The organism is Brevundimonas aurantiaca (assembly GCF_904830995.1).
Lineage (GTDB): Bacteria > Pseudomonadota > Alphaproteobacteria > Caulobacterales > Caulobacteraceae > Brevundimonas > Brevundimonas aurantiaca.
The window spans coordinates 132,928-151,377 of the sequence record NZ_CAJGVD010000002.1; the positions used below are offsets into that span (position 1 = coordinate 132,928).

Annotated in this window: 21 protein-coding genes; 8 read left to right on the forward strand and 13 right to left on the reverse strand. The window is 65.1% G+C overall.

Features of this window, described 5'->3' with window-relative positions:
* Positions 1 to 38: 38 nt before the first annotated feature.
* Positions 39 to 2,126, reverse strand: coding sequence for a S46 family peptidase (locus JMT67_RS15770; protein WP_054764944.1), 2,088 nt, complete (start codon positions 2,124 to 2,126; stop codon positions 39 to 41).
* 210 nt (positions 2,127 to 2,336) lie between these two features.
* Here JMT67_RS15770 and JMT67_RS15775 point away from each other — a divergent pair, with 210 nt between their 5' ends.
* Genes JMT67_RS15775 through JMT67_RS15785 form a run of 3 tightly spaced genes read left to right on the forward strand, consistent with a single transcriptional unit; the run spans position 2,337 to position 5,298 of the window.
* The gene (locus JMT67_RS15775) at positions 2,337 to 3,506 is read left to right on the forward strand and encodes an ABC transporter permease (protein ID WP_152949664.1); all 1,170 of its coding nucleotides are present in this window, start codon (positions 2,337 to 2,339) and stop codon (positions 3,504 to 3,506) included.
* Complete coding sequence (locus JMT67_RS15780; RefSeq protein WP_152949665.1) at positions 3,503 to 4,258, forward strand: ABC transporter ATP-binding protein; 756 nt, start codon at positions 3,503 to 3,505, stop codon at positions 4,256 to 4,258. The genes JMT67_RS15775 and JMT67_RS15780 overlap by 4 nt, the downstream gene beginning before the upstream one ends.
* Positions 4,259 to 4,284: 26 nt before the next feature.
* Positions 4,285 to 5,298 (forward strand): HlyD family secretion protein, encoded by a 1,014-nt coding sequence (locus tag JMT67_RS15785; protein ID WP_152949666.1) that lies wholly within the window; start codon positions 4,285 to 4,287, stop codon positions 5,296 to 5,298.
* A gap of 9 nt (positions 5,299 to 5,307) precedes the next feature.
* On the opposite strand, the gene JMT67_RS15790 is transcribed toward JMT67_RS15785, so the two are convergent.
* Positions 5,308 to 6,105 carry a crotonase/enoyl-CoA hydratase family protein gene (locus tag JMT67_RS15790; protein ID WP_201464147.1) on the reverse strand — a complete coding sequence of 266 codons (798 nt, stop codon included), beginning with the start codon at positions 6,103 to 6,105 and terminating at the stop codon, positions 5,308 to 5,310.
* Between the two features lie 115 nt (positions 6,106 to 6,220).
* Positions 6,221 to 6,373, reverse strand: a complete 153-nt coding sequence (locus JMT67_RS15795; protein ID WP_007390126.1) for a hypothetical protein — start codon at positions 6,371 to 6,373, stop codon at positions 6,221 to 6,223.
* Positions 6,374 to 6,528: 155 nt separating this feature from the next.
* Here JMT67_RS15795 and JMT67_RS15800 point away from each other — a divergent pair, with 155 nt between their 5' ends.
* Both JMT67_RS15800 and JMT67_RS15805 read left to right on the forward strand, forming a co-directional pair.
* The gene (locus JMT67_RS15800) at positions 6,529 to 6,747 is read left to right on the forward strand and encodes a DUF1289 domain-containing protein (RefSeq protein WP_407645746.1); all 219 of its coding nucleotides are present in this window, start codon (positions 6,529 to 6,531) and stop codon (positions 6,745 to 6,747) included.
* Between the two features lie 88 nt (positions 6,748 to 6,835).
* Positions 6,836 to 7,363 carry a retropepsin-like aspartic protease family protein gene (locus tag JMT67_RS15805; protein ID WP_201464148.1) on the forward strand — a complete coding sequence of 176 codons (528 nt, stop codon included), beginning with the start codon at positions 6,836 to 6,838 and terminating at the stop codon, positions 7,361 to 7,363.
* On the opposite strand, the gene pgsA is transcribed toward JMT67_RS15805, so the two are convergent.
* The 5 genes from pgsA to JMT67_RS15830 form a co-directional block, all read right to left on the reverse strand.
* The gene (gene pgsA / locus JMT67_RS15810) at positions 7,360 to 8,007 is read right to left on the reverse strand and encodes a CDP-diacylglycerol--glycerol-3-phosphate 3-phosphatidyltransferase (protein WP_201464149.1); all 648 of its coding nucleotides are present in this window, start codon (positions 8,005 to 8,007) and stop codon (positions 7,360 to 7,362) included. The genes JMT67_RS15805 and pgsA overlap by 4 nt on opposite strands.
* Positions 8,004 to 8,459 (reverse strand): PIN domain-containing protein, encoded by a 456-nt coding sequence (locus JMT67_RS15815; RefSeq protein WP_201464150.1) that lies wholly within the window; start codon positions 8,457 to 8,459, stop codon positions 8,004 to 8,006. Before JMT67_RS15815 ends, pgsA begins: the two co-directional genes overlap by 4 nt.
* Positions 8,456 to 8,743 (reverse strand): type II toxin-antitoxin system ParD family antitoxin, encoded by a 288-nt coding sequence (locus JMT67_RS15820; RefSeq protein ID WP_182713985.1) that lies wholly within the window; start codon positions 8,741 to 8,743, stop codon positions 8,456 to 8,458. Before JMT67_RS15820 ends, JMT67_RS15815 begins: the two co-directional genes overlap by 4 nt.
* Positions 8,744 to 8,786: 43 nt before the next feature.
* A complete protein-coding gene (locus JMT67_RS15825; RefSeq protein WP_152949671.1) occupies positions 8,787 to 9,413 on the reverse strand; it encodes a carbonic anhydrase in 627 nt (208 codons plus the stop codon).
* A gap of 96 nt (positions 9,414 to 9,509) precedes the next feature.
* Positions 9,510 to 10,484 (reverse strand): sodium-dependent bicarbonate transport family permease, encoded by a 975-nt coding sequence (locus JMT67_RS15830; protein ID WP_201464151.1) that lies wholly within the window; start codon positions 10,482 to 10,484, stop codon positions 9,510 to 9,512.
* A 96-nt stretch (positions 10,485 to 10,580) separates the two neighbouring features.
* Between JMT67_RS15830 and JMT67_RS15835 the strand changes: the two genes are divergently transcribed.
* A complete protein-coding gene (locus tag JMT67_RS15835; protein WP_201464152.1) occupies positions 10,581 to 11,435 on the forward strand; it encodes a LysR substrate-binding domain-containing protein in 855 nt (284 codons plus the stop codon).
* 7 nt (positions 11,436 to 11,442) lie between these two features.
* Here JMT67_RS15835 and uvrC read toward each other — a convergent pair whose 3' ends face one another.
* The 3 genes from uvrC to JMT67_RS15850 form a co-directional block, all read right to left on the reverse strand.
* Positions 11,443 to 13,314: an excinuclease ABC subunit UvrC gene (gene uvrC / locus JMT67_RS15840; protein WP_201464197.1), complete on the reverse strand. Its 1,872-nt coding sequence runs from the start codon at positions 13,312 to 13,314 to the stop codon at positions 11,443 to 11,445.
* A 196-nt stretch (positions 13,315 to 13,510) separates the two neighbouring features.
* The gene (locus tag JMT67_RS15845) at positions 13,511 to 13,957 is read right to left on the reverse strand and encodes a DMT family transporter (protein WP_054764958.1); all 447 of its coding nucleotides are present in this window, start codon (positions 13,955 to 13,957) and stop codon (positions 13,511 to 13,513) included.
* 31 nt (positions 13,958 to 13,988) lie between these two features.
* Positions 13,989 to 14,852 (reverse strand): alpha/beta hydrolase, encoded by an 864-nt coding sequence (locus JMT67_RS15850; RefSeq protein ID WP_201464153.1) that lies wholly within the window; start codon positions 14,850 to 14,852, stop codon positions 13,989 to 13,991.
* Between the two features lie 207 nt (positions 14,853 to 15,059).
* Here JMT67_RS15850 and JMT67_RS15855 point away from each other — a divergent pair, with 207 nt between their 5' ends.
* Both JMT67_RS15855 and JMT67_RS15860 read left to right on the forward strand, forming a co-directional pair.
* Positions 15,060 to 16,097, forward strand: coding sequence for a thymidylate synthase (locus JMT67_RS15855; RefSeq protein ID WP_201464154.1), 1,038 nt, complete (start codon positions 15,060 to 15,062; stop codon positions 16,095 to 16,097).
* A complete protein-coding gene (locus tag JMT67_RS15860) occupies positions 16,094 to 17,020 on the forward strand; it encodes an alpha-glutamyl/putrescinyl thymine pyrophosphorylase clade 3 protein (RefSeq protein ID WP_201464155.1) in 927 nt (308 codons plus the stop codon). Before JMT67_RS15855 ends, JMT67_RS15860 begins: the two co-directional genes overlap by 4 nt.
* Here JMT67_RS15860 and JMT67_RS15865 read toward each other — a convergent pair.
* Together JMT67_RS15865 and JMT67_RS15870 are read right to left on the reverse strand one after the other, a co-directional pair.
* Positions 17,010 to 18,107 carry an ImmA/IrrE family metallo-endopeptidase gene (locus JMT67_RS15865; RefSeq protein ID WP_201464156.1) on the reverse strand — a complete coding sequence of 366 codons (1,098 nt, stop codon included), beginning with the start codon at positions 18,105 to 18,107 and terminating at the stop codon, positions 17,010 to 17,012. The two genes, JMT67_RS15860 and JMT67_RS15865, sit on opposite strands and share 11 nt — an antisense overlap.
* Complete coding sequence (locus tag JMT67_RS15870; RefSeq protein WP_201464157.1) at positions 18,104 to 18,418, reverse strand: hypothetical protein; 315 nt, start codon at positions 18,416 to 18,418, stop codon at positions 18,104 to 18,106. The genes JMT67_RS15865 and JMT67_RS15870 overlap by 4 nt, the downstream gene beginning before the upstream one ends.
* Between the last annotated feature and the right edge of the window lie 32 nt (positions 18,419 to 18,450).

Below are 18,450 nucleotides of genomic sequence, written 5' to 3' on the forward strand. Positions count from 1 at the left end.
CTCCCCGCAAAGCGGGGAGGAGACTTTATGACCCGGCCTTACCGCCGCACGCCCAGTTCGCGCAGCAGGCGCGGCTGGTTGTAGACGGTGCGCAGCGCCTCGGTGATGGCGGCGGTCGAGACGGTGACGGTGCGGTTCAGCTCGCCGTCATAGCCGAAGCTGCCGCCCAGCGAGTGGATGTTGCCGTCGAAGGCGGCGCCGATGACTTCACCCTTGGCGTTGATGACGGGCGAGCCGGAGTTGCCGCCGATGATGTCGTTGGTCGAGACGAAGTCATAGACGGTCGACTTGTTCACCTTGCCCTCGGCCGCCAGCCAGTCCTCGGCCGCGTTGAAGGGCTCGGCGCCCGTATTCCGCTCGTACAGACCGCCGATATAGGTGAAGGGCTCCACCGTCACGCCGCGATAGGTCCAGCCCTTAACCTGGCCGTAGGAGAGGCGCAGGGAGAAGGTGGCGTCGGGATAGAGGTTGGTTCCGTAGACCGCGAACCGGGCCTGGGCGATCTTTTCGGCGGCGCGGCTGGTCGGGCCGGACACGGCCGCTTCCCACTGGGTGCGGACGGCCTGGGCGGCGTCGTCATTGGCCAGAACGAACTGGATCATCGGATCGCCCGAGGCGGCCAGCTGTTCCGGCGTCATGGCCAAGGCTTCGGCGCGGAAGGCCGGATCGGCCAGGCGGGTGCCCTCGACGGTGCGCTCAGCGATCTGCTCGGGACTTTCCTTGCCCAGCAGGGCTTTAACGCTGGGATTGTCCACCGTCAGATATTCGCGGGTCTTGGACAGCCAGAACGACATCTGAATCTTCTCGATGTCGTCGGAGATCGGGGCGTCCTGCGCCAGGCGGCGGCCCAGGGCGGCGATGTCCGCCTCGGAATAGCCGGCGCGGCGTTCGGCCGCAGGCTTGGCCCGCTCCTTGGCGGCGCGGACGATGGCCTTGGCGTAGCTGTACAGCTGCGAGCGCGGACCCGATTCCAGCTGGCGATAAGGCAGGTAAAGGTCGCGCTGGGCGGCGGCGGCGCGCTCCAGCTCGGCCCAGGGGTCGCCGATCCGTTGGGCCAGGGCGGGGTCGGCCGCGACGCGCTGGCGCAGCTCCTGCTCCTCAGCGCGCTTCTTGGCCATGAAGGCGGGGTCGGTCAGGGCGCCCTGCTGGCCGTAATAGACCTTGAAGCTGTTCTCCAGGCCGAAGATCGGATCGACCGAGACCCGCTTGGCCTCTTCGCTGGTGGTCGCATATTCCAGCAGGCGACCGCGCAGTTCCGAGGTCTGGATCAGGGTGATCGGCAGCTGCTGATCGCGCAGGACCTCCAGCTGGGCCATGGTCAACAGGCGCGAGGTCGAGCCGGGGTTGCCGGCGACGAAGGTGACGTCGCCTTCCTTGGGCGCATTGGGGTTCCACGTCAGGTGGTTCGGCGTGGAGACCGGCTTGCCGTCCTCGTAGGCGCGCAGGAAGGCCGCATCCAGGGCGTAGCGCGGGAAGTTGAAATTGTCCGGATCGCCGCCGAAGAAGGCCGCCTGAAACTCGGGCGCGAAGACCAGACGCACATCCTCGTACTTGCGGAACTTGTAGAGCTTGTACTGACCCCCGCGATAGAGGCTGATCACCTGGCAGGTCAGCTTCTGATCGTCGCCGCAGACTTCCTTTTGAATCTTGTCGATCTCGGCGGCGCGGGCGCGGACGAAGGCGGCGCCCTCAAGCCCGGCGCCGGCGGCGGTGACGCGGTCGGTGACGTCGGTGATGTCGGTCAGGATCTCGGCCGTCTGGCCGGGGCATTTCTTCTCTTCCTCGCGGGTCGCGGGCATCCAGCCGTTCTTGACGTAGTCGTTCTGGGCGTCCGACAGGTCCTGAACGCAGCTGACGACGCAGTGGTGGTTGGTCAGGATCAGGCCTTCGCCCGAAACCAGCGAAGCCGAACAGCCCTGCAGACGCACGGCGGCGTTGCGCACCCGATCCAGCCAGGCCTGGTCGAGGTTCGTGCCGTATTTCTCATTCACCGTGGCGATGGGGAAGTTGTCGAAGGTCCACATGCCCTCATCGGCCTTGGCGGGGGTCGCAGGCGCGGACAGGACGACGGTCGCGGCGCCGAGGGCGGCCAGCGAGGCGGTGAGACGAAGGGACGGCAGGGACATTTGGAAACTTCCTCCAGAGCGCGGGACCGGGCTGATCCGCTGTTATCTTGTAACTAGCGCCGTTTCATCGACGCCGCCAAGAGCCAGACGCCGATAGCCCGGCGATCGGTCCCTCGCAATCGCGCCGATGCGAAGCCTTACCCCGATTTAACTTGGCGCTGAGGCACGCGCCGGTCAGATAGACCCCATACCGGGGGTTTATCGACGACCATGTCGCTTGCATTATCAACCTTGCTCTACGAGTGGCGCCGCTACATGGCGGCCATTGTGGCGCTCGCCTTTTCCGGCCTGCTGGTGCTGGCCCAGGTCGGCATGTTCATGGGGATCGGCAAGGCCTTCACGGCCCAGATCGACCGCGCCCGCGCCGACATCATGATCCTGAGCCCCGGGGCCACGGCCCTGTTCAACGGCGGCCCCTCGGGCGTGCCGCGGCGCATCATGCCGGTGGTCTATCAGCACCCCGAAGTCCTGGCCGTCGCCGACCTGGACGGGTCCGGCGGGCGTTGGCAAAACATCGTCAAGGACAAGGAGCCGGGCGCCGAGCCTGCGGCCCCCGGCGCCAAGAAGATGGAGTTCGTCAACGTCACCACCATCGACGCCATGCCCGGCGCGGTGACGGTGCCCGTCGACTATTCCGACGATCTGGTCGAGGCCCTGCGCCAGCCCTATGCGGTGGCGGTGGACCAGACCGCCCTGGGACGGCTGGGCGTCAAACTGGGCGACCAGGCCACCTATAACGGCAAGACCGTGCGGGTCGCGGCCGTGACCCAAGGCTATCCCAATATGATGCAGGCCACGGTCGTCATGTCACGCGACACCCTGCGGATGCTGGGCGAGGCCAATACCGGCGAACGGGTCGGGCCGCTGATGGTCCAGATCAAGGATCCCTCGCGCGCCCCGATCGTGGTGGCCCAGCTGAACGCCATCTCCAACGGCCAGTTCAAGGCCTGGACGCGCCAGGACCTGGCCAAGGCCAATGAGGGGGCGATGATGAAGGAGAGCTTCATCGCCATCATGCTGGGCTTCTCGCTGTTCCTGGGCATTCTGATCGGGGTCGCCATCACCTGGCAGACGCTGCGCGGCGCCATCATGGCGAACATCAAGGAGTTCGCCTCGCTCCGGGCTCTGGGCGTGTCCATGGGGTCGCTGCGGCGGATCGTGCTGGAACTCAGCTTCTGGGTCGGTATCGCCGGGGTTCTGGCGGCCTTCGCCCTGACCTGGGCCGTCAGCCTGCTGGCCGCGGGTTCGGGCCTGACCATGTCCTTCCCGCCCACCATGGTGATGATGGTCTCGGCCATGCTGGTGGTGATCGCCCTCCTGTCCGGCTTCCTGTCGCTGGGCGTCCTGAAGAAGAGCCAGCCTGCGGACCTGCTGCGATGAGCGTTCATACCAAAGTCCACGGCAAGCACGGCGATTTCGCCATCGAGGCCAAGGGTCTGGTCAAGCGGTTCAAGACGGGCCGCAGCTGGGTCGAGGTGCTGAAGGGCGTCGATTTCGACGCGCGCCACGGCGACCTGACCATGGTCATGGGGCCGTCCGGCTCGGGCAAGTCGACCCTGATCGCCAATCTGTCGGGCCTGCTGAAGCCTGAAGAGGGGCGGGTCGATATTCTGGACGTCGACGACCTGTGGAAATACGGCTCGGGCCGGATCGACAAGTTCCGGCTGGATCACTGCGGCTTCATCTTTCAGGGCTTCAACCTGTTTCCGTCGCTGACGGCGCTGCAACAGGTGATGACGGTGCTGAAATATCAGGGCCTGTCGCCGTCGGAGGCCAAGAAGCGCGCCACCACCGCCCTGGAAGAGGTCGGCCTGGGCCATCGTCTGAACCAGCGGCCCAGCGCCCTGTCGGGCGGCGAGAAGCAGCGCGTCGCCATCGCCCGCGCCCTGGCCAAGAACCCGCAGATCCTGTTCGCCGACGAACCGACCTCGGCGCTGGACGGCGAAAACGGCCAGGTCGTCATTCGGCTGCTCCGCCGGGCCGCCACCGAACACGGCGCCGCCGTGATCTGCGTGACCCACGACCCGCGCCTGGAAGCCTGGGCCGACCGGGTCATCCACATCGAAGACGGCAAGATCCTGGACGATCAACGCCGCACCCCTGATCCCGACGCCCAGCTGGCGTCCCACTAAGCTCTTTTCGAACGGACTGAACCGTCATGCCCGCCTTTCTCAAAAACAAATGGCTCTGGATCGGCCTGATCCTGATCGTGGTCCTGGTCGTCGGCTTCATGGCCTTCAGCAAGGCCGGCGCCGCCAAGAAGGCCGAGGTCGAAAAGGCCGCCGCCCAGAAGATCGACAGCCCCTACGCCGCCATCGCCAACGGCAAGGCTGACGTCGAGGGTGGGGTGATCAAGGTCGCCGCCCGTCGCGGCGGCGTGGTCCGCGAAGTCTTCGTCAATGAGGGCGACAAGGTCGTCGCCGGCCAGATCCTGGCCCGCCAGGAAGACGACGAGACCCGTCTGGCGGCCCAGAGCGCGGCGGCTGCGGTGTCCGAGGCGCGCGCCCAGCTGGGCATGACGCGGGTGGAGCTGGCGACGGCCCGCCGCGAATATGAGCGGCTGTCGAAACTGGCCGCGACCAATTTCGTCGCCGCCCAGCGTCTGGACCAGGCCCGCGATCAGATCGCCCAGGCCGAGGCCCGAATGGCGTCCCAGAACGCGGCCGTCCAGACCGCCCAGTCCCGCCTGGACGAGGCCCGCTATAATCAGGAGCTGACGGTGATTCGCGCCCCGATGAACGGCCGCATCGCCCGCCGCTACGCCCAGCCGGGCGCCGGCGCCTCGACCCTGAACGTCACGGCCATGTTCGACCTGGAGCCCGAGACCGACCGCATCGTCCGCGCCGAGATCGTCGAGGCCGACCTGCCCAACGTCACCGTCGGCCAGGAGGTCGAGCTGACGCCCGAAGGCGATCCCACCAAGATTTCGGTGGGCCGCGTCCTGCGCCGCGCCGCCGTCTTCGGCGCCCGCCAGCTGCAATCCGAGGACCCGTCGGCCCGCACCGACGAACGGGTGGTCGAGGTCGTGGTCTCGGCCGACGACACCCCCTTCCTGATCGGCCAGCGCGTGCTGGTGAAGTTCATGAAGCCCGGTCAGAAGGCCGGCGTCGCCCGTCCGGTCGCCGCCGGCGTCGGTCCCGCCCAGGCCATGCGCGCAGCGGGACAGAAGTAAGGGATCGGATCAGCGGCCGGTGAAATCCGCCGGCCGCTTTTCCAGCACGGCGGCGACGCCTTCCTGATGGTCGTCGGTCATATGGGCCAGGGCCTGCATGGCGGCCGACAGCTCCAGGATCTGTTCGAAGGTCTGGTCGCGGCCCTGGCGCATCAGGGTCTTGGCCATGCGCAGGGCCTGGGCCGGCTGGGCGGCGATTTCACCGGCGGTGATCAGGGCCTCGTCCATCAGCCGGTCGTGGGGAACCACGCGGTTGACCAGACCCCAGCGCTCGGCCGTCTCGGCGTCGATGCTGCGCCCGGTGAACAGCATTTCAGCGGCGCGGGCGTAGCCGACGTCGCGCGGCAGCCGCCAGGCCCCGCCGTCGCCGGGAATGATGCCCAGCTTCAGAAACGGCACGCCGAAGCTGGCCCGGTCCGAGGCGATGCGGATGTCGGCGGTGGCGGCGATGCCGCAGCCCAGGCCCATGGCCGGGCCGTTGACCGCCGAGACCAGCGGAATCTCCAGATCATAGAGGCTGCGGACGATCCGGTGGACGACGCGGCGATAGCGGACGCGAATCTCCGCGCCTGATCCTTCGAACAGGTCGCGTCGGTCGCGCATGGCGGTCAGATCGCCCCCGGCCGAAAAGGCCCGCCCCGCCCCGGTCAGGACGACGCATTTGACCGTCATGTCCGCATTCGCGCGGGCGCAGGCCTCAGCGAATTCATCGCCGTCGCCCAGGTCGGGCAGGGCGTTCAGCCGCGCCTCACGGTCCAGCGTCCAGATCAGCACCGCGCCCTGGCGGGTTTCGGCAATCAGCCCCATGGGTCGTCTCCCTTATTTTCCCTCTCATCGTCCGCCGCCGTCGCGTCAGGCAAGGTCGGAATTGCAAAAGCCCCGGTCGGGACCGGGGCTCCTGCACGTCCGGCTCGCGAAGCCGTCAGCGTTTCTTGGGCGTATAGGGTACGAAGTTGGACGGATGGCTGGCCGCCCGTCCCGAGTTAGACGGCATGTGCCGACTGTTGACCAGCATCCCGCCCCACAGGGCGAAGGACATCATGGCGTGTTGGAGGTTGCGCTCCTTATCGTTCATCTTGGCGTCTCCTTTCGCAGAACGATGAAAAGAGACACGTCGTACCTAGGGATCTCACCATCAGTCGTTTCGCGTCGATGACCAAGATAGCCATCTCCGTCCAGAATGCAAATTTTTAAGTCAGTAACCGGAGCAATTTTTATGAAGATGTCGCGTTGAGCGCGCCCGGCCCGCCCCGGCTTCCGCCCAAGGCGATCGCCACGCCGTGCGTCATGGTGTGCGCGGTCGATGGCGAAAGCGGCCTGTGTCTGGGCTGTTTTCGAACCCTGAAGGAGATCGCCGGCTGGCGCGCTCTGGGGGAGGATGAGCGGACGCGGATCATGGCGGAACTGCCCGCGCGGCGCGACCGGATCGACCCCGCCAAACTGGGCTGAGGGGGCGGGGTCGGGGGGATGGGCGTTTAAGACTTCGTCAGCCACGTCGCTTCACCGCATCCCAACGGGCGACGGTTATTGAAAGGGCATGATCCGTATCGATCTTCAGTCTGTCGTCGTGCTGGGCGCCTCTCTGGCGGCCTCGTTCGCGACGGCCCTGGCGATCCGTCACCTGGACGGCGGCGCCCCCGCCCTGGCGGCGGCGGCCCAGCCGGAACGCCTCGTCGTCGCGCCCGCGCCGGCTTCTGGGACCGCGACCCAGGTGGTGAAGGGGCCGGACGGTCACTACTGGGCCCAGGCGACGATCGAGGGCCGGGCCGTGCGGGTTCTGATCGACACGGGCGCCAGCGTGGTGGCCCTGACGCGGGCCGATGCGCGACGGCTGGGCGTCGATCCGGAGCCGGACGCCTTTACGGGGCGGGTGCAGACCGCCTCAGGCCTGGCCCGCGCCGCGCCCGTCGAACTCGCGGCGGTCTCGGTCGCAGGCGCGCGGGTCGAGCGAGTCCAGGCCCTGGTGGTCGAAGAGGGGCTTGCCTATTCCCTGTTGGGCATGAGCTATCTGGGGCGGCTGTCGGCCTTTGAGGCGACGCCTGCGGGTCTGACGCTGAGACCCTAAAGATCCTGCATCTGGCGCCGAGCTTCGCGGAAATACTGCCAGCCGGTCCACAGGGTGATGACGGCGGCGAACCAGATCAGGAAGACGGCGAAGGATTCGAAGGCCGGCTGCCAGGACAGGGGCGAGCCGTCCTCGTTCTGAAGGCCGAAGGCGTCCCACAGCAGGGTCAGTTGCAGGGCCGCCAGCGCCACCATCTGGACCGTGGTCTTCCATTTGGCGGCCAGGGTGACGGGCAGTTCGATGCGCCCCGCCATGGTCTCGCGCAGGGCCGAGACCGCGAACTCACGGAACAGGATCAGGCCGCAGGGCAGGGCGATGCCCGGCAGGGAGCCGGACGCCAAGACGCCCAGAATGGCCCCGGTGATCAGAACCTTGTCCGCGATCGGGTCCAGAATGGCGCCCCAGCGGGTGGTGGCGTTCCAGCGCCGCGCCAAAAAGCCGTCCACCCAGTCGGTCGAGGCGGCGATGACGAAGATCCAGAAGGCCCACAGGCCGAACTTCAGCTGGGTCTCGGGCGACAGCCAGGCGTCCAGCGCCCCCGGCGCGGCGCCGGCCAGCATGGCGAACATCACCACCCCGGCGAACAGGCGGATGCCCGTCAGGATGTTCGGGATCGGATTGGCGCGGTGGGCGGGCGCGGTCATGACGGGGTCTCCAGCAGGGACGCGAGCAGGGGGTGGAGCGTCTCCGCGAACGGATTGGCGACGGTGACGCCTCGATAGACGAAGCCGTCCTGCATGTCTTCGGAAAGCAGAAGGCCGCAGCCAGCTTCGGCGGCAGCGCATAGGATGATGGCGTCCCAGATCTGGTGCGGGTGGGTGGCGACTAGTTCAAAGGCCGAGAAGACGACGGCTTCGCTGGTCGCGGGCACGATTGCGAGGCGTCGCCAACTGTCCGCGATCTCCGACGCCATCGCGGGTGTCATTCGCGCCTTGCCGGTCAGGACGCGGTGCAACTCTCCCAGGCATTGGGCGGCGACAATGAGCTCATGATCCGCATGAAGCCGGTCGATCAGTCGTCTGCCCGCAGCGCGTCGTGCGGGACCGTTGAGCCCTTCAGCGTAGACGATGACGTTCGTATCGAGGGCGATCCTCAATCGTACAGCTCTTCGCGGGTCCAGGGGCCTATGTCGATCGAGGGCATGGCGCTCCACCGGTCCAACATGGCCTTGAACGCCAGCTGACGGCGCGCGCTTTCTTCCTGCTGCCGGGCCAGTTCTTCCCGTCGAGCAGCTTCCGCGCTTTGACGCGCCACTTCCTGATCCTGCAGAAGGCGCAGACCGTCGCGAACCACTTCGCTCATATTGGCATAGCGGCCTGTCTTCACACGATCTCGAGCGAACTGCTCCAGTTCCGGGGTCAGGTGGACGTTGGTGGCCATGGGGTGAACATAACAAGAATAGGCGAGCCGGGGAAGGCGGTCGTCACCCCAACGGCTCGAACCTCGCCTTGTCAGTCAGGGCGGTCAGGACGCCGTCGGCGATTCCGAAATGAAGCCCGCTGAGCTCCAGTTCGCCCTTGGCTTCACGCTCGGCGATCCAGGGAAAGGTGCGCAGGTTTCGGATCGACAGACGCACCACGGCCTCTTCGGCGGCGCGTTCCAGTTCGTTCGGCGCGACGGTTTCGGCGACGTGCTGAACCACCGGCGTCCCCTGGGCGATCCAGGGGGCCACGAAGTCGGCGACGACGTCGGGCGCGCCGTTGATCATGGCGTTGACCCCGCCGCAGTGGGCGTGGCCCATGACGACTATGCGTTTGACGCCCAGAACCTTGACCCCGAACTCCAGGGCCGCAGAAACCCCGTGCAGCTTGCCGTCCGGTTCATAGGGCGGAACCAGATTGGCGACGTTGCGGACGACGAACAGCTCGCCCGGCTTGGCGTCGAAGATCAGGGCCGGATCGGCGCGGCTGTCGGAACAGGCGACGATCAGGGTGTGCGGCTTCTGGCCCTTTTCAGCCAGGGTTTCGTACTCGGCGTGCGCCTCGGGCCAGTGTTCGGCGCGGAAGCGGCGATAACCTGACAGGAGAGGGTCTTTGGACGGATCGGACATGGGGCGGGTATAGGACCCAATCTCGGGGCGGGGGAGAGGTGAAAACGGGAAAATCGCCGTCGCCTCTCCGGTTCCCCAGCCCCACTCGCCTCGCGTCTAGGCCCACAGCCAGACTGCGGCCGCCGTATAGAGGGCGATGCCGATCACGAGGTTGAAGGGAAAGGTCACGGCCAGGGAGGTGGTGACGAAGACGCCGGGATCGGCCTTGGGCGCCGCGACCCGCATGGCGGCGGGCACGGCGATGTAGGAGGCCGAGCCCGCGAGGACGGCCAGCATGGCCGCGTCGCCGAGTCCGAGACCCGCCAGTCGTCCCAGGGCCAGGGCGACGCCTGCCGACAGGACGGGGAAGCCGAGGGCGAAACCGATCACCGGCCAGGTCAGCTTGCGCCGATCCGCCATCAGGCTGCGCGCGGCGGTCAGACCCAGGTCCAGCAGGAAGAAGCACAGGGCGCCCTGGAACAGCGGATTGACGAACAGGTCCAGCTTCTTCAGCCCCGCCTCGCCTGAAATGAGGCCGACCAGGAAGCTGCCGAGCAGCATCACCGTCGCCGCTCCGACCAGAACTTCGCGCAGGACGACGCCCCGGCCGGTCGACGGCTCGCGGCCGGCGCCGTGCATCAGGACCAGGGCGGTCAGGATCGCCGGCGTCTCCATCAGGGCTAGCACCGCCGCCATATAGCCGCCGGGCGCCAGACCCAGGTCGGTCAGATGCTGCTGACCGGCGGCGAAGGTCACAACCGACACCGATCCATAGGTCGCCGCGAGGGCGCACAGGGTCGGACGATCCAGTCGCGACGTCCACCGCAGCAGGATGAAGGCCAGGAGCGGCATGAGGGCGCTGAGCGTCAGGCCCAGAGCCCCGGCGGTGAGAAAGTCGCCCTGAAGCCCGGCCTCCCGCGCTTCCACGCCTCCCCGAAAGCCGATGCACAGCATCAGATAAAGGGAGATCGCCTTGGCGACCTGCTCCGGTATGGATAGGTCTGACCGGGCAAAAGCCGCAGCCGCGCCCACGAAAAAGAACAGGATGGCGGGCGAGGACAGCAGTCCGAGACTGGCAGTGATATCGGGCATGGGGACTCCAAAAACTCAGTGGCGGGCCCTTTGCCCGCACCGCCCCTGACGCGCCAGGTTATTGACTTGATGTGCGGCATAACGAACAGTTATGGCATGACCAGTCTCGACATCGATCTGCTGCGGACCTTCGTGACGGTGGTCGAAACCCACAGCTTCACCCGGGCGGCCCAGCAACGCGGCCTGACCCAGCCGGCCGTCAGCTTGCAGATGCGCCGCCTGGAGCAGCAGCTCGGGGCGCCGCTTCTGGACCGGGGCGGCGCCACGGTGGGGTTGACCACCGAGGGGGCGGCCCTGCTGCCCCAGGCGCGGCGGCTGTTGAAGCTGAACGACGAAATCATCGCCACCCTGAGCGACGGCGAGCCCGAGGGCGAGGTGCGGTTCGGGGCGCCGGAAGACATCGCCACGGTTCATCTGCCGGGCATACTGGGGGCCTTCGCGCGCAGCCATCCGCGCATCCGGCTGTCGGTGACATGCGACTATACCGCCAATCTGCTGGATCAGCTGTCGCGCGGACTGCTGGACCTGGCCCTGGTCAAGCGCGAGGCCGGGGGCGCCGACCTGGGGCTGAAGGTGTGGAGCGAGCCGCTGGTCTGGGTGGCCCAGGATGCCTCGGTCGCGGAGGCCTCGCCGCTGCCCCTGATCATCGCGCCTGCGCCGGACATCTATCGCAAGCGCGCGCTACAGGCGCTGGAGGCGGCGGGAATCGGATTTCGGGCGTCCTTCACCTCGCCCAGTCTTGCCGGTCAGATGGCGGCGCTGCGGGCGGGGCTGGGCGTCGGGGTTCTGCCGGCCGCCATGGCGCCGCGCGATCTGGCGATGGTGAAGACCCTGCCCGCCCTGCACGACAGCGAGATCGCCCTGGTGTCGGCGCGCGGCTCGGGCGGTCCCGCCAAGCTGCTGGCGCAGGAGGTGTTTCGAAGCCTGGAGCGTGCGCCGGATCGCGCCTAGCCCTGAATCACCGCGCCTGGGGATGGAAGAAGGCGTAGATGCGTTCGGCCAGGGCCTGGCTGACGCCGTCCACTTTGACCAGGTCGGCGACCGAGGCGCGGCCGACGCCCTTGGCGGAGCCGAAGGCGTGGAGCAGGGCCTTCTTGCGGCCCGGGCCGACCCCTTCGATCTCGTCCAGCGGATTCCTGCGGATGTCCATCGAGCGGCGCTTGGCGTGGGCGCCGTTGGCGAAACGGTGGGCCTCGTCGCGCAGCCGTTGGAGATAGTAGAGGGCCGGGGACTTCAGCGGCAGCATGAAGGGCGGCTTGCCGGGCATGAAAAACTTCTCCATCCCCGCGTCGCGATCCGGTCCCTTGGCGACCCCCACCACGGTGATGTCGTCCAGGCCCAGGTCGGCCAGGACGGCCAGAACCTCGGCCAGCTGGCCCGCGCCGCCGTCGATCAGCAGCAGGTCCGGGCGCACCACTTCCTCGCCCTCCTCTTCGTCCTTGATCAGACGGGCGAAGCGGCGGCGCATGACCTCGCGCATCATGCCGTAGTCGTCGCCGGGCGTCAGGTCCTCGCCCCGGATGTTGAACTTGCGGTACTGGGACTTCTGGAAGCCTTCCGGGCCGGCCACTATCATGCCGCCCACCGCATTGGTCCCCTGGATGTGGGCGTTGTCGTAGACTTCGATCCGCTCGGGCCGGGCCTCCAGGCCGAAGGCCTCGCACACCTCGTCGAGGATCTTGCCCTGGGCGGAGCTTTCGGCGAGGCGACGGCCCAGGGCCTCTTTCGCATTGGTCAGGGCGTGGTCGACCAGGGCCAGCTTCTCGCCGCGCATCGGACGGACGATCTCGACCTTGCGGTCCGCCTTCATCGAAAAGGCTTCTTCCAGCAGCTCCAGCTCGTGCGGCCGGACGTTGGACAGGATCAGGCGCGGGATCGGCTTGTCCTCGTAGAACTGGCCCAGGAAGGCGGCCAGGATTTCGGGATCGGTGTCGGTCTTGTCCACGCGCGGGAAATAGGCGCGCCCGCCCCAGTTCTGGCCGGCGCGATAGAAGAAGACCTGGACGCAGGCCTGGCCGCCGTCGGTGTGCAGGGCGAAGACGTCGCCCTCGGCCACGCTGTCGGCGCTGACGGAGTTCTCCATCGAGATGGCGGACAGGGCGCGGATGCGGTCGCGGACCCGGGCGGCCTGTTCGAAATCCATGGCGTCGGACGCGGCCTGCATCTCCTGCGACAGGCGGCTGATGACGGCCCGCGACTTGCCGCGCAGGAAGGCCTCGGCCTCGTCGACCAGCTCGCCGTAGTCCTCCAGCGAAATCAGACCGGTGCAGGGCGCCGAACAGCGCTTGATCTGGTGCAGCATGCAGGGCCGGGTGCGGGTCTCATAGACGCTGTCCGAACAGGAGCGCAGCAGGAAGGCCTTCTGCAGGGTGTTCAGGGTCCGGTTCACCGCCCAGGTCGAGGCGAAGGGGCCGAAATACTGGCCCGGCGTGGTGTGGGCGCCGCGATGCTTGCGGATCTGGGGGGCGCGGTGGTCGCTGCGGATCATCAGTTCGGCGAAGGACTTGTCGTCGCGCAGCACGACGTTGAAGCGCGGCTTCAGCTTCTTGATGAAGTTGGATTCCAGCAGCAGGGCTTCGGTCTCGGTGGCGGTGACCACCAGCTCCATCGACCGGGTGAGCGAGACCATCAGGCCGATCCGCTGGGTGTGGAACCTTCCCTGGGCGTACTGGACGATGCGCTTCTTCAGCGACTTGGCCTTGCCGACGTACAGGCAAGAGCCGTCCTCGCCATACATGCGATAAACGCCCGGCTTGTCGGGCGCGCGCCGGGCCTCGTCGGCGATCAGGGCGGCGGCCTTCAATGTCGAATCGAGCGTCTCCTCGGTCATCGGGATGGATATAGGGCTTCGCGCGAGGCGGCGCATGTCCTTCCCCCGCTTGCGGGGGAAGTGTCAGCTCGTCGAGTGTAGCGAGACGGCTGACGATGGGGGAGTTTCACTTCAGGGAAGAAGACTTCCCTCTCAGTCGCTGGATCGCTGCGCGATCGACGCGCTGCCTCTCCCGCAAGCGGGAGAGGGTCTGGGTTTACGAGCGGCGAACCAGAAGGACGCCCGCCAGAACCAGGCCCACCCCGGCGATCCGGCCCAGGTTCAGCGGCTGGCGCGGCACGCCCAGGGCGCCGAAATGATCCAGGATCAGGCTGAGCAGCAGTTGGCCACCGACCATCAAGGTGATGGTCATGGCCACCCCCAGGCGCGGCACGCCCCAGGCGGCGGCCACCACGAAACAGGCGCCGTAGACCCCGCCCAGCCAGGCGTACCAGGGCAGGGCGCGGGCGGCGGCCATGTCCGGCCGGGTCTGCATCAGGGCGGCGAGGATGCCCAGCACCGTCGTGCCCACGGCGAAGGAGATGAAGGCCGCATTGACCGGCGAGGCCACGGCGGTCGCCAGCTTGGCGTTGGTCGGCGCCTGAAGGGCGGTGGCGCCCCCGGCCAGAACGACGACGAGGATGGCGAACAGAGACGGGTTCATGGGTCTTGGCTAGCACGTCGCCGGCCTTTTGTTAGCCCGAGATGAAGCGGGCGGCGCGTTCGCCCTCCGGATCGCCGGCGGCGCCGAAGCCGCGATTGATGGTCATATGGCTGTCGTCGGGGGCGGGAACGACCTCGGCGCGGCCGCCGGCGCGGGTCAGGGCCTCGGCCAGGCCCCGGCTCTGGACGGCCGAATCCTGACGCCGGGCGACGTGGAAGATCAGAAAGGGCGGATAGGCGACGCCGGGGCGGACACGCAGGGTGGGCGACAGGGCGGCGGCTTGATCGCCGAAAGCCTGGTCATAGGTCTGGCCCAGCCACTGGTCGATGCGGCCGTCCCCGCGCGGCGCCGTGGCGTCATAGCCGGCGCCGTCCAGCAGGATCACCCCCGCCAGATCCGACGGCCTCAGCCCGACGGCGCCCAGATAGTCGGGGTCGATCCCGACCAGGGCGGCCAGATGCGCCCCGGCCGAATGGCCCATCAGATAGAGCGGCCGGCCGGGCAGGCGGCGTTTCAGGTCTGCCACGGCGGCGGCGACGTCCATGGCCGACTCGCGGGCGCTGACGGCGGGCGCCAGTCGATAGCCGGTCGAGGCCAGGGTCAGGCCGTGGCGGCGGGCATAGGCCGGCAGCTCATTGACCCGCGTCCGCTCGCCCCGCGACCAACCGCCGCCGTGGACGAACATCAGGACCGGTCCTGCGCCCCGGTCGGCGTAGAGGTCATAGGCCTGAAGCGGATCGGGGCCGAAGGCGACGGTCTGGGACGGCGCCGGGGTCGCCGTGGACGGCCCCGTTCGACGGCGCCGCCGATCTCCGCGCGTTTGGGCCAGAGCAGCATTGGGCAAGACGGCGCCGAGGGCCAGCCCCATCAGGGCCAGGCGACGGGAGACGGGCATAGAAGGATCCTTTCCGAACAGGCTTGGCCGTTCTGAAACGGATCAGCGGATCATTTCCGTCTCACCAGAGGTCGGAAACCGGGGCGCCGTCGAAGATTTCGGCCAGCCGCGCGCGACAGCCCCGATTGACGTCGGCGGGCAGACCACCTTGAAGTTGCGCCACGCCCGGACCAGACTAAGGCTTGCGTTTGGGAGGCGGCGCACAACATGTACCTCAAAGCATCAACGCTCGACGATCTTCTGGACGAAGCTTTTCGGCTTCTGCAAAAAAGCAAAATGGGCGTCGTGGCGACTAAGGGATCCACCGTGGAAGTTCAAGGGGTTGTACTTGAGCTAACAAGACCAAGAGCTCGATTAAGTCGTACAGATACCAAAGGTACGATTTTCAGCGGAATAGGTGAATTTATTTGGTATATCTCATGTAATAATGAGCTAGATCCGATCCGGTATTACATTAAGCGATACAACGAGTACGCCGAAGACGACGGCACGATCTGGGGGGCTTACGGGCCGAGAATTTTTGGCGGAGATCGATCCCAATATGAAGTCGTAAAGGCGATATTGTCAGAACGCGCGACGTCGCGCCAAGCCGTCATTCAAATTTTTGATCGCGAAGACATTACGGAGAGACGAAAAGACACACCTTGCACGTGTAGCCTGCAGTTCCTAATTCGAGATGGACTGCTTAATCTAGTAGTGCATATGAGATCAAACGACGTTTATAAAGGTCTCCCTCACGACGTATTCGCTTTTACTATGTTTCAGGAAATACTAGCCAGAGATCTCGGCGTCGCCCTTGGCACCTATAAACACATGGTCGGCAGCCTCCATCTCTATGAAGAGGATCGGGCGAAGATTGACGCTTACATTCATGAAGGCTTTCAATCCACGCGCGAGATGCCCGACATGCCGGCGGGTTCTCAATGGACCGATATAAAAACCCTCTTTGTAATCGAGGCCGCCATCCGTAAGGGCGGCGTCGCGGTAATACCCAACGCATTGGAAAAGGCTAGGCAGCTCAGCCCGTACTGGGCCGATATCGCTAGATTGCTCGCGATATTTGCGCTGACAAGAAAATTTGATGGGGCCCGTGAAAAGCTAAGACAAATTGTTGAGATTCGGCGGTCGATGTCGACACAGTATTATGCCGCCTATATCCGCAAAAACACCCGAAGATTGAGCCGTGCGGTCACTCAGCTCGATTTGGAGGGCTCCGAAATCGCTGCGAAGGTTACGATCGCATGAGACACATCGATAAAATCCGTTCTGAAGAACTCAAGGAGCGGTTGCAGACGTTCTCTCAGCATGTGACGCCGTTGCTAGGTATAGCTAGAGCAGATGCACTCGACAGCCTCGTTCGGCAAATGATAGATAGTTTGCATCGGGTCGAATTCGTGCGGCGGCTGGGGGAGCGACCGCTCGACACTCGCCGTAAGGATCCATGCAATGCGCTTTTCGATCCTGTCCGCGCGGCGTGGCTATATCACAATGAGGGCGACAGTGATGAAGCGGCTTGGCTGACTTTCCTATCGACCCACTTTGGCTTTCATAAGCGTGTCGGCTGGGAACTGACCCGGCGCGTGTACGGAGCGCTCGGTAGCGGCCCCGTTTGGACCTGGACCCGCACCAGTAATAACCTTCCGGAGTTCCGCAAGTGGTATATCGATAATGCCGCAAGCCTAGCTGGCGTGCCGTTCGGCAATCACAGGAAGTACGAGAGCATCAGGCCAGACGCGGAAAACAACCTCGCTGATACAATCTCGAGCTACGTGACATGGGTTGGTGTAAATCGAGGCTTTCGTCTGCTCGTGGCAGAAGCAGCAGCCAAATCCAACAATGACTCCAAGGCAGCGTTCCATCGCCTCTACATGACATGCCCGGTCGTTCAATTCGGCCGAACCGCAAAGTTCGACTTCCTTACAATGATAGGGAAGCTTGGAATTGCTGATGTCGAGCCTCCATACCCCTACCTTGTCGGGGCCAGCGGCCCGGTTTTTGGGGCCAAGCTTCTGCTGACGAATGACCCGAAAGCTAATATCTCAAACCGAGATCTAACCGATGCTGTCGTCAAGGTAGGCCAAGCATTGGGGGTCGGTATGCAGGTTATGGAAGACGCCCTGTGCAATTGGCAAAAGTCGCAATATGCGTATGTCCCCTTCAGGGGGTGATCGCTTGTAGTGCTGCCCAGTCGTAACGCTCTTTCAGGAAGTTTAGCTGTTCATGGCGAAGAATGCCGCGATTCTGCATTTGACCGACAAGAATGCCTGGTGAAATGCCGATCCGCCGAGCTAGCCGCATTACGGCCTTGAAATCTTTCCCTACCGCCTGAAGCTCTGCATCAAATGTATTGGGAATTAAGATTTGTGCCGCATAGCTGTTCGCCTCGTCTTCTTCCTCGGTCGCCTCGTATTCCTTGCCTTCGACAAAGAGCCTGTTCGCCGGGTGAAGGATAAGATGCCCCAGCTCGTGAAACACTGTGAACCAGAAATGGTCATCCGAGCGATACCGGAAGCTGAGCTGGACGACAGCTTTGTTCTCTTCTGCAAAATGAGTTGCCCCGCTGGCGTGGCATCCCTTCGGTGTCCTCACGAAGACGACGGCCACACCACACTCCCGGCAGATATCGACCAGCTTTGGGAAGAACAGCATCGGATCTTTCTGGCGCACCAGAGCCCGTATGCTGGGAATTGCCGATTCTAACGCTTTTGCGTCCCAAGTTGCGCAGTCGATTTCACGCGCCCGTAGAACACCTTGTCTCAGCCAAGCCGCCACGGCGGCAGGATTGCTTTCATGGGCGAACGAGGTTCGAAACCGGACCGCGTCCATAATCCTGCTTCCCGAAGACTGCCAATCTCCAGGTGCATCCTCGAAGAAGGCCAGCGCGGCGTCTCTGTCCGAAAGTCCCGAATAGCTCTCAAACCAGCCAAAGCTTCTCATGTCTTTGAGTGGCAATTGCTTGGCAAATGTGTCGAAGGTGATCGAAGCAGATACCGGGCGGAGTTCAACTCTCGTCCGATAAAGGGTTTCCCTCGATATCCAGAACTGGCGACTGGAGCCGAGCGTGTCTGCCAAGCGATCGGCGATCGATACGTCAATCTTGAGGTCGCCGTTGATTAGGCCCTCGACTGACGGCAAGGCCATTCCGATCTCTACGCAAAACGCCTCTAACGACAGGTTCTTGTAGGCCAACGCATCCTTAATCGTTTCACCAGGAGGCGAGACCCAGTCAGGGTGGAAGGTTTCGGCGACGCTCATGGCTTGATGATACCCACGAGTTTAATGCGATCCACGGTTGTCCAGTCAGTCATTTGATTCTCGACCATGCGAGAGGCTCCGCGAATAGCCACGACGTTCAGCGAATAGCCAGAATGAAATTCAATCGACGCTTCCCCGTCGTGCCCATAAGTGATCGGCAACCAGGGCAACTCTGTGATGGCATCCACCGCTTCCAGATCGGCAAGTCGGCGGCGCAAGCCCGCAGCGGCCTCCTCGCCCAACATTTTCCGGGCAGATGCTTCCTGTTGGCAGATCTGACGCAATCTCTTGGTTGCAAAACCCAGTTCCAAACGGCGACACCATACCAAGCCCGCTGAAAGGG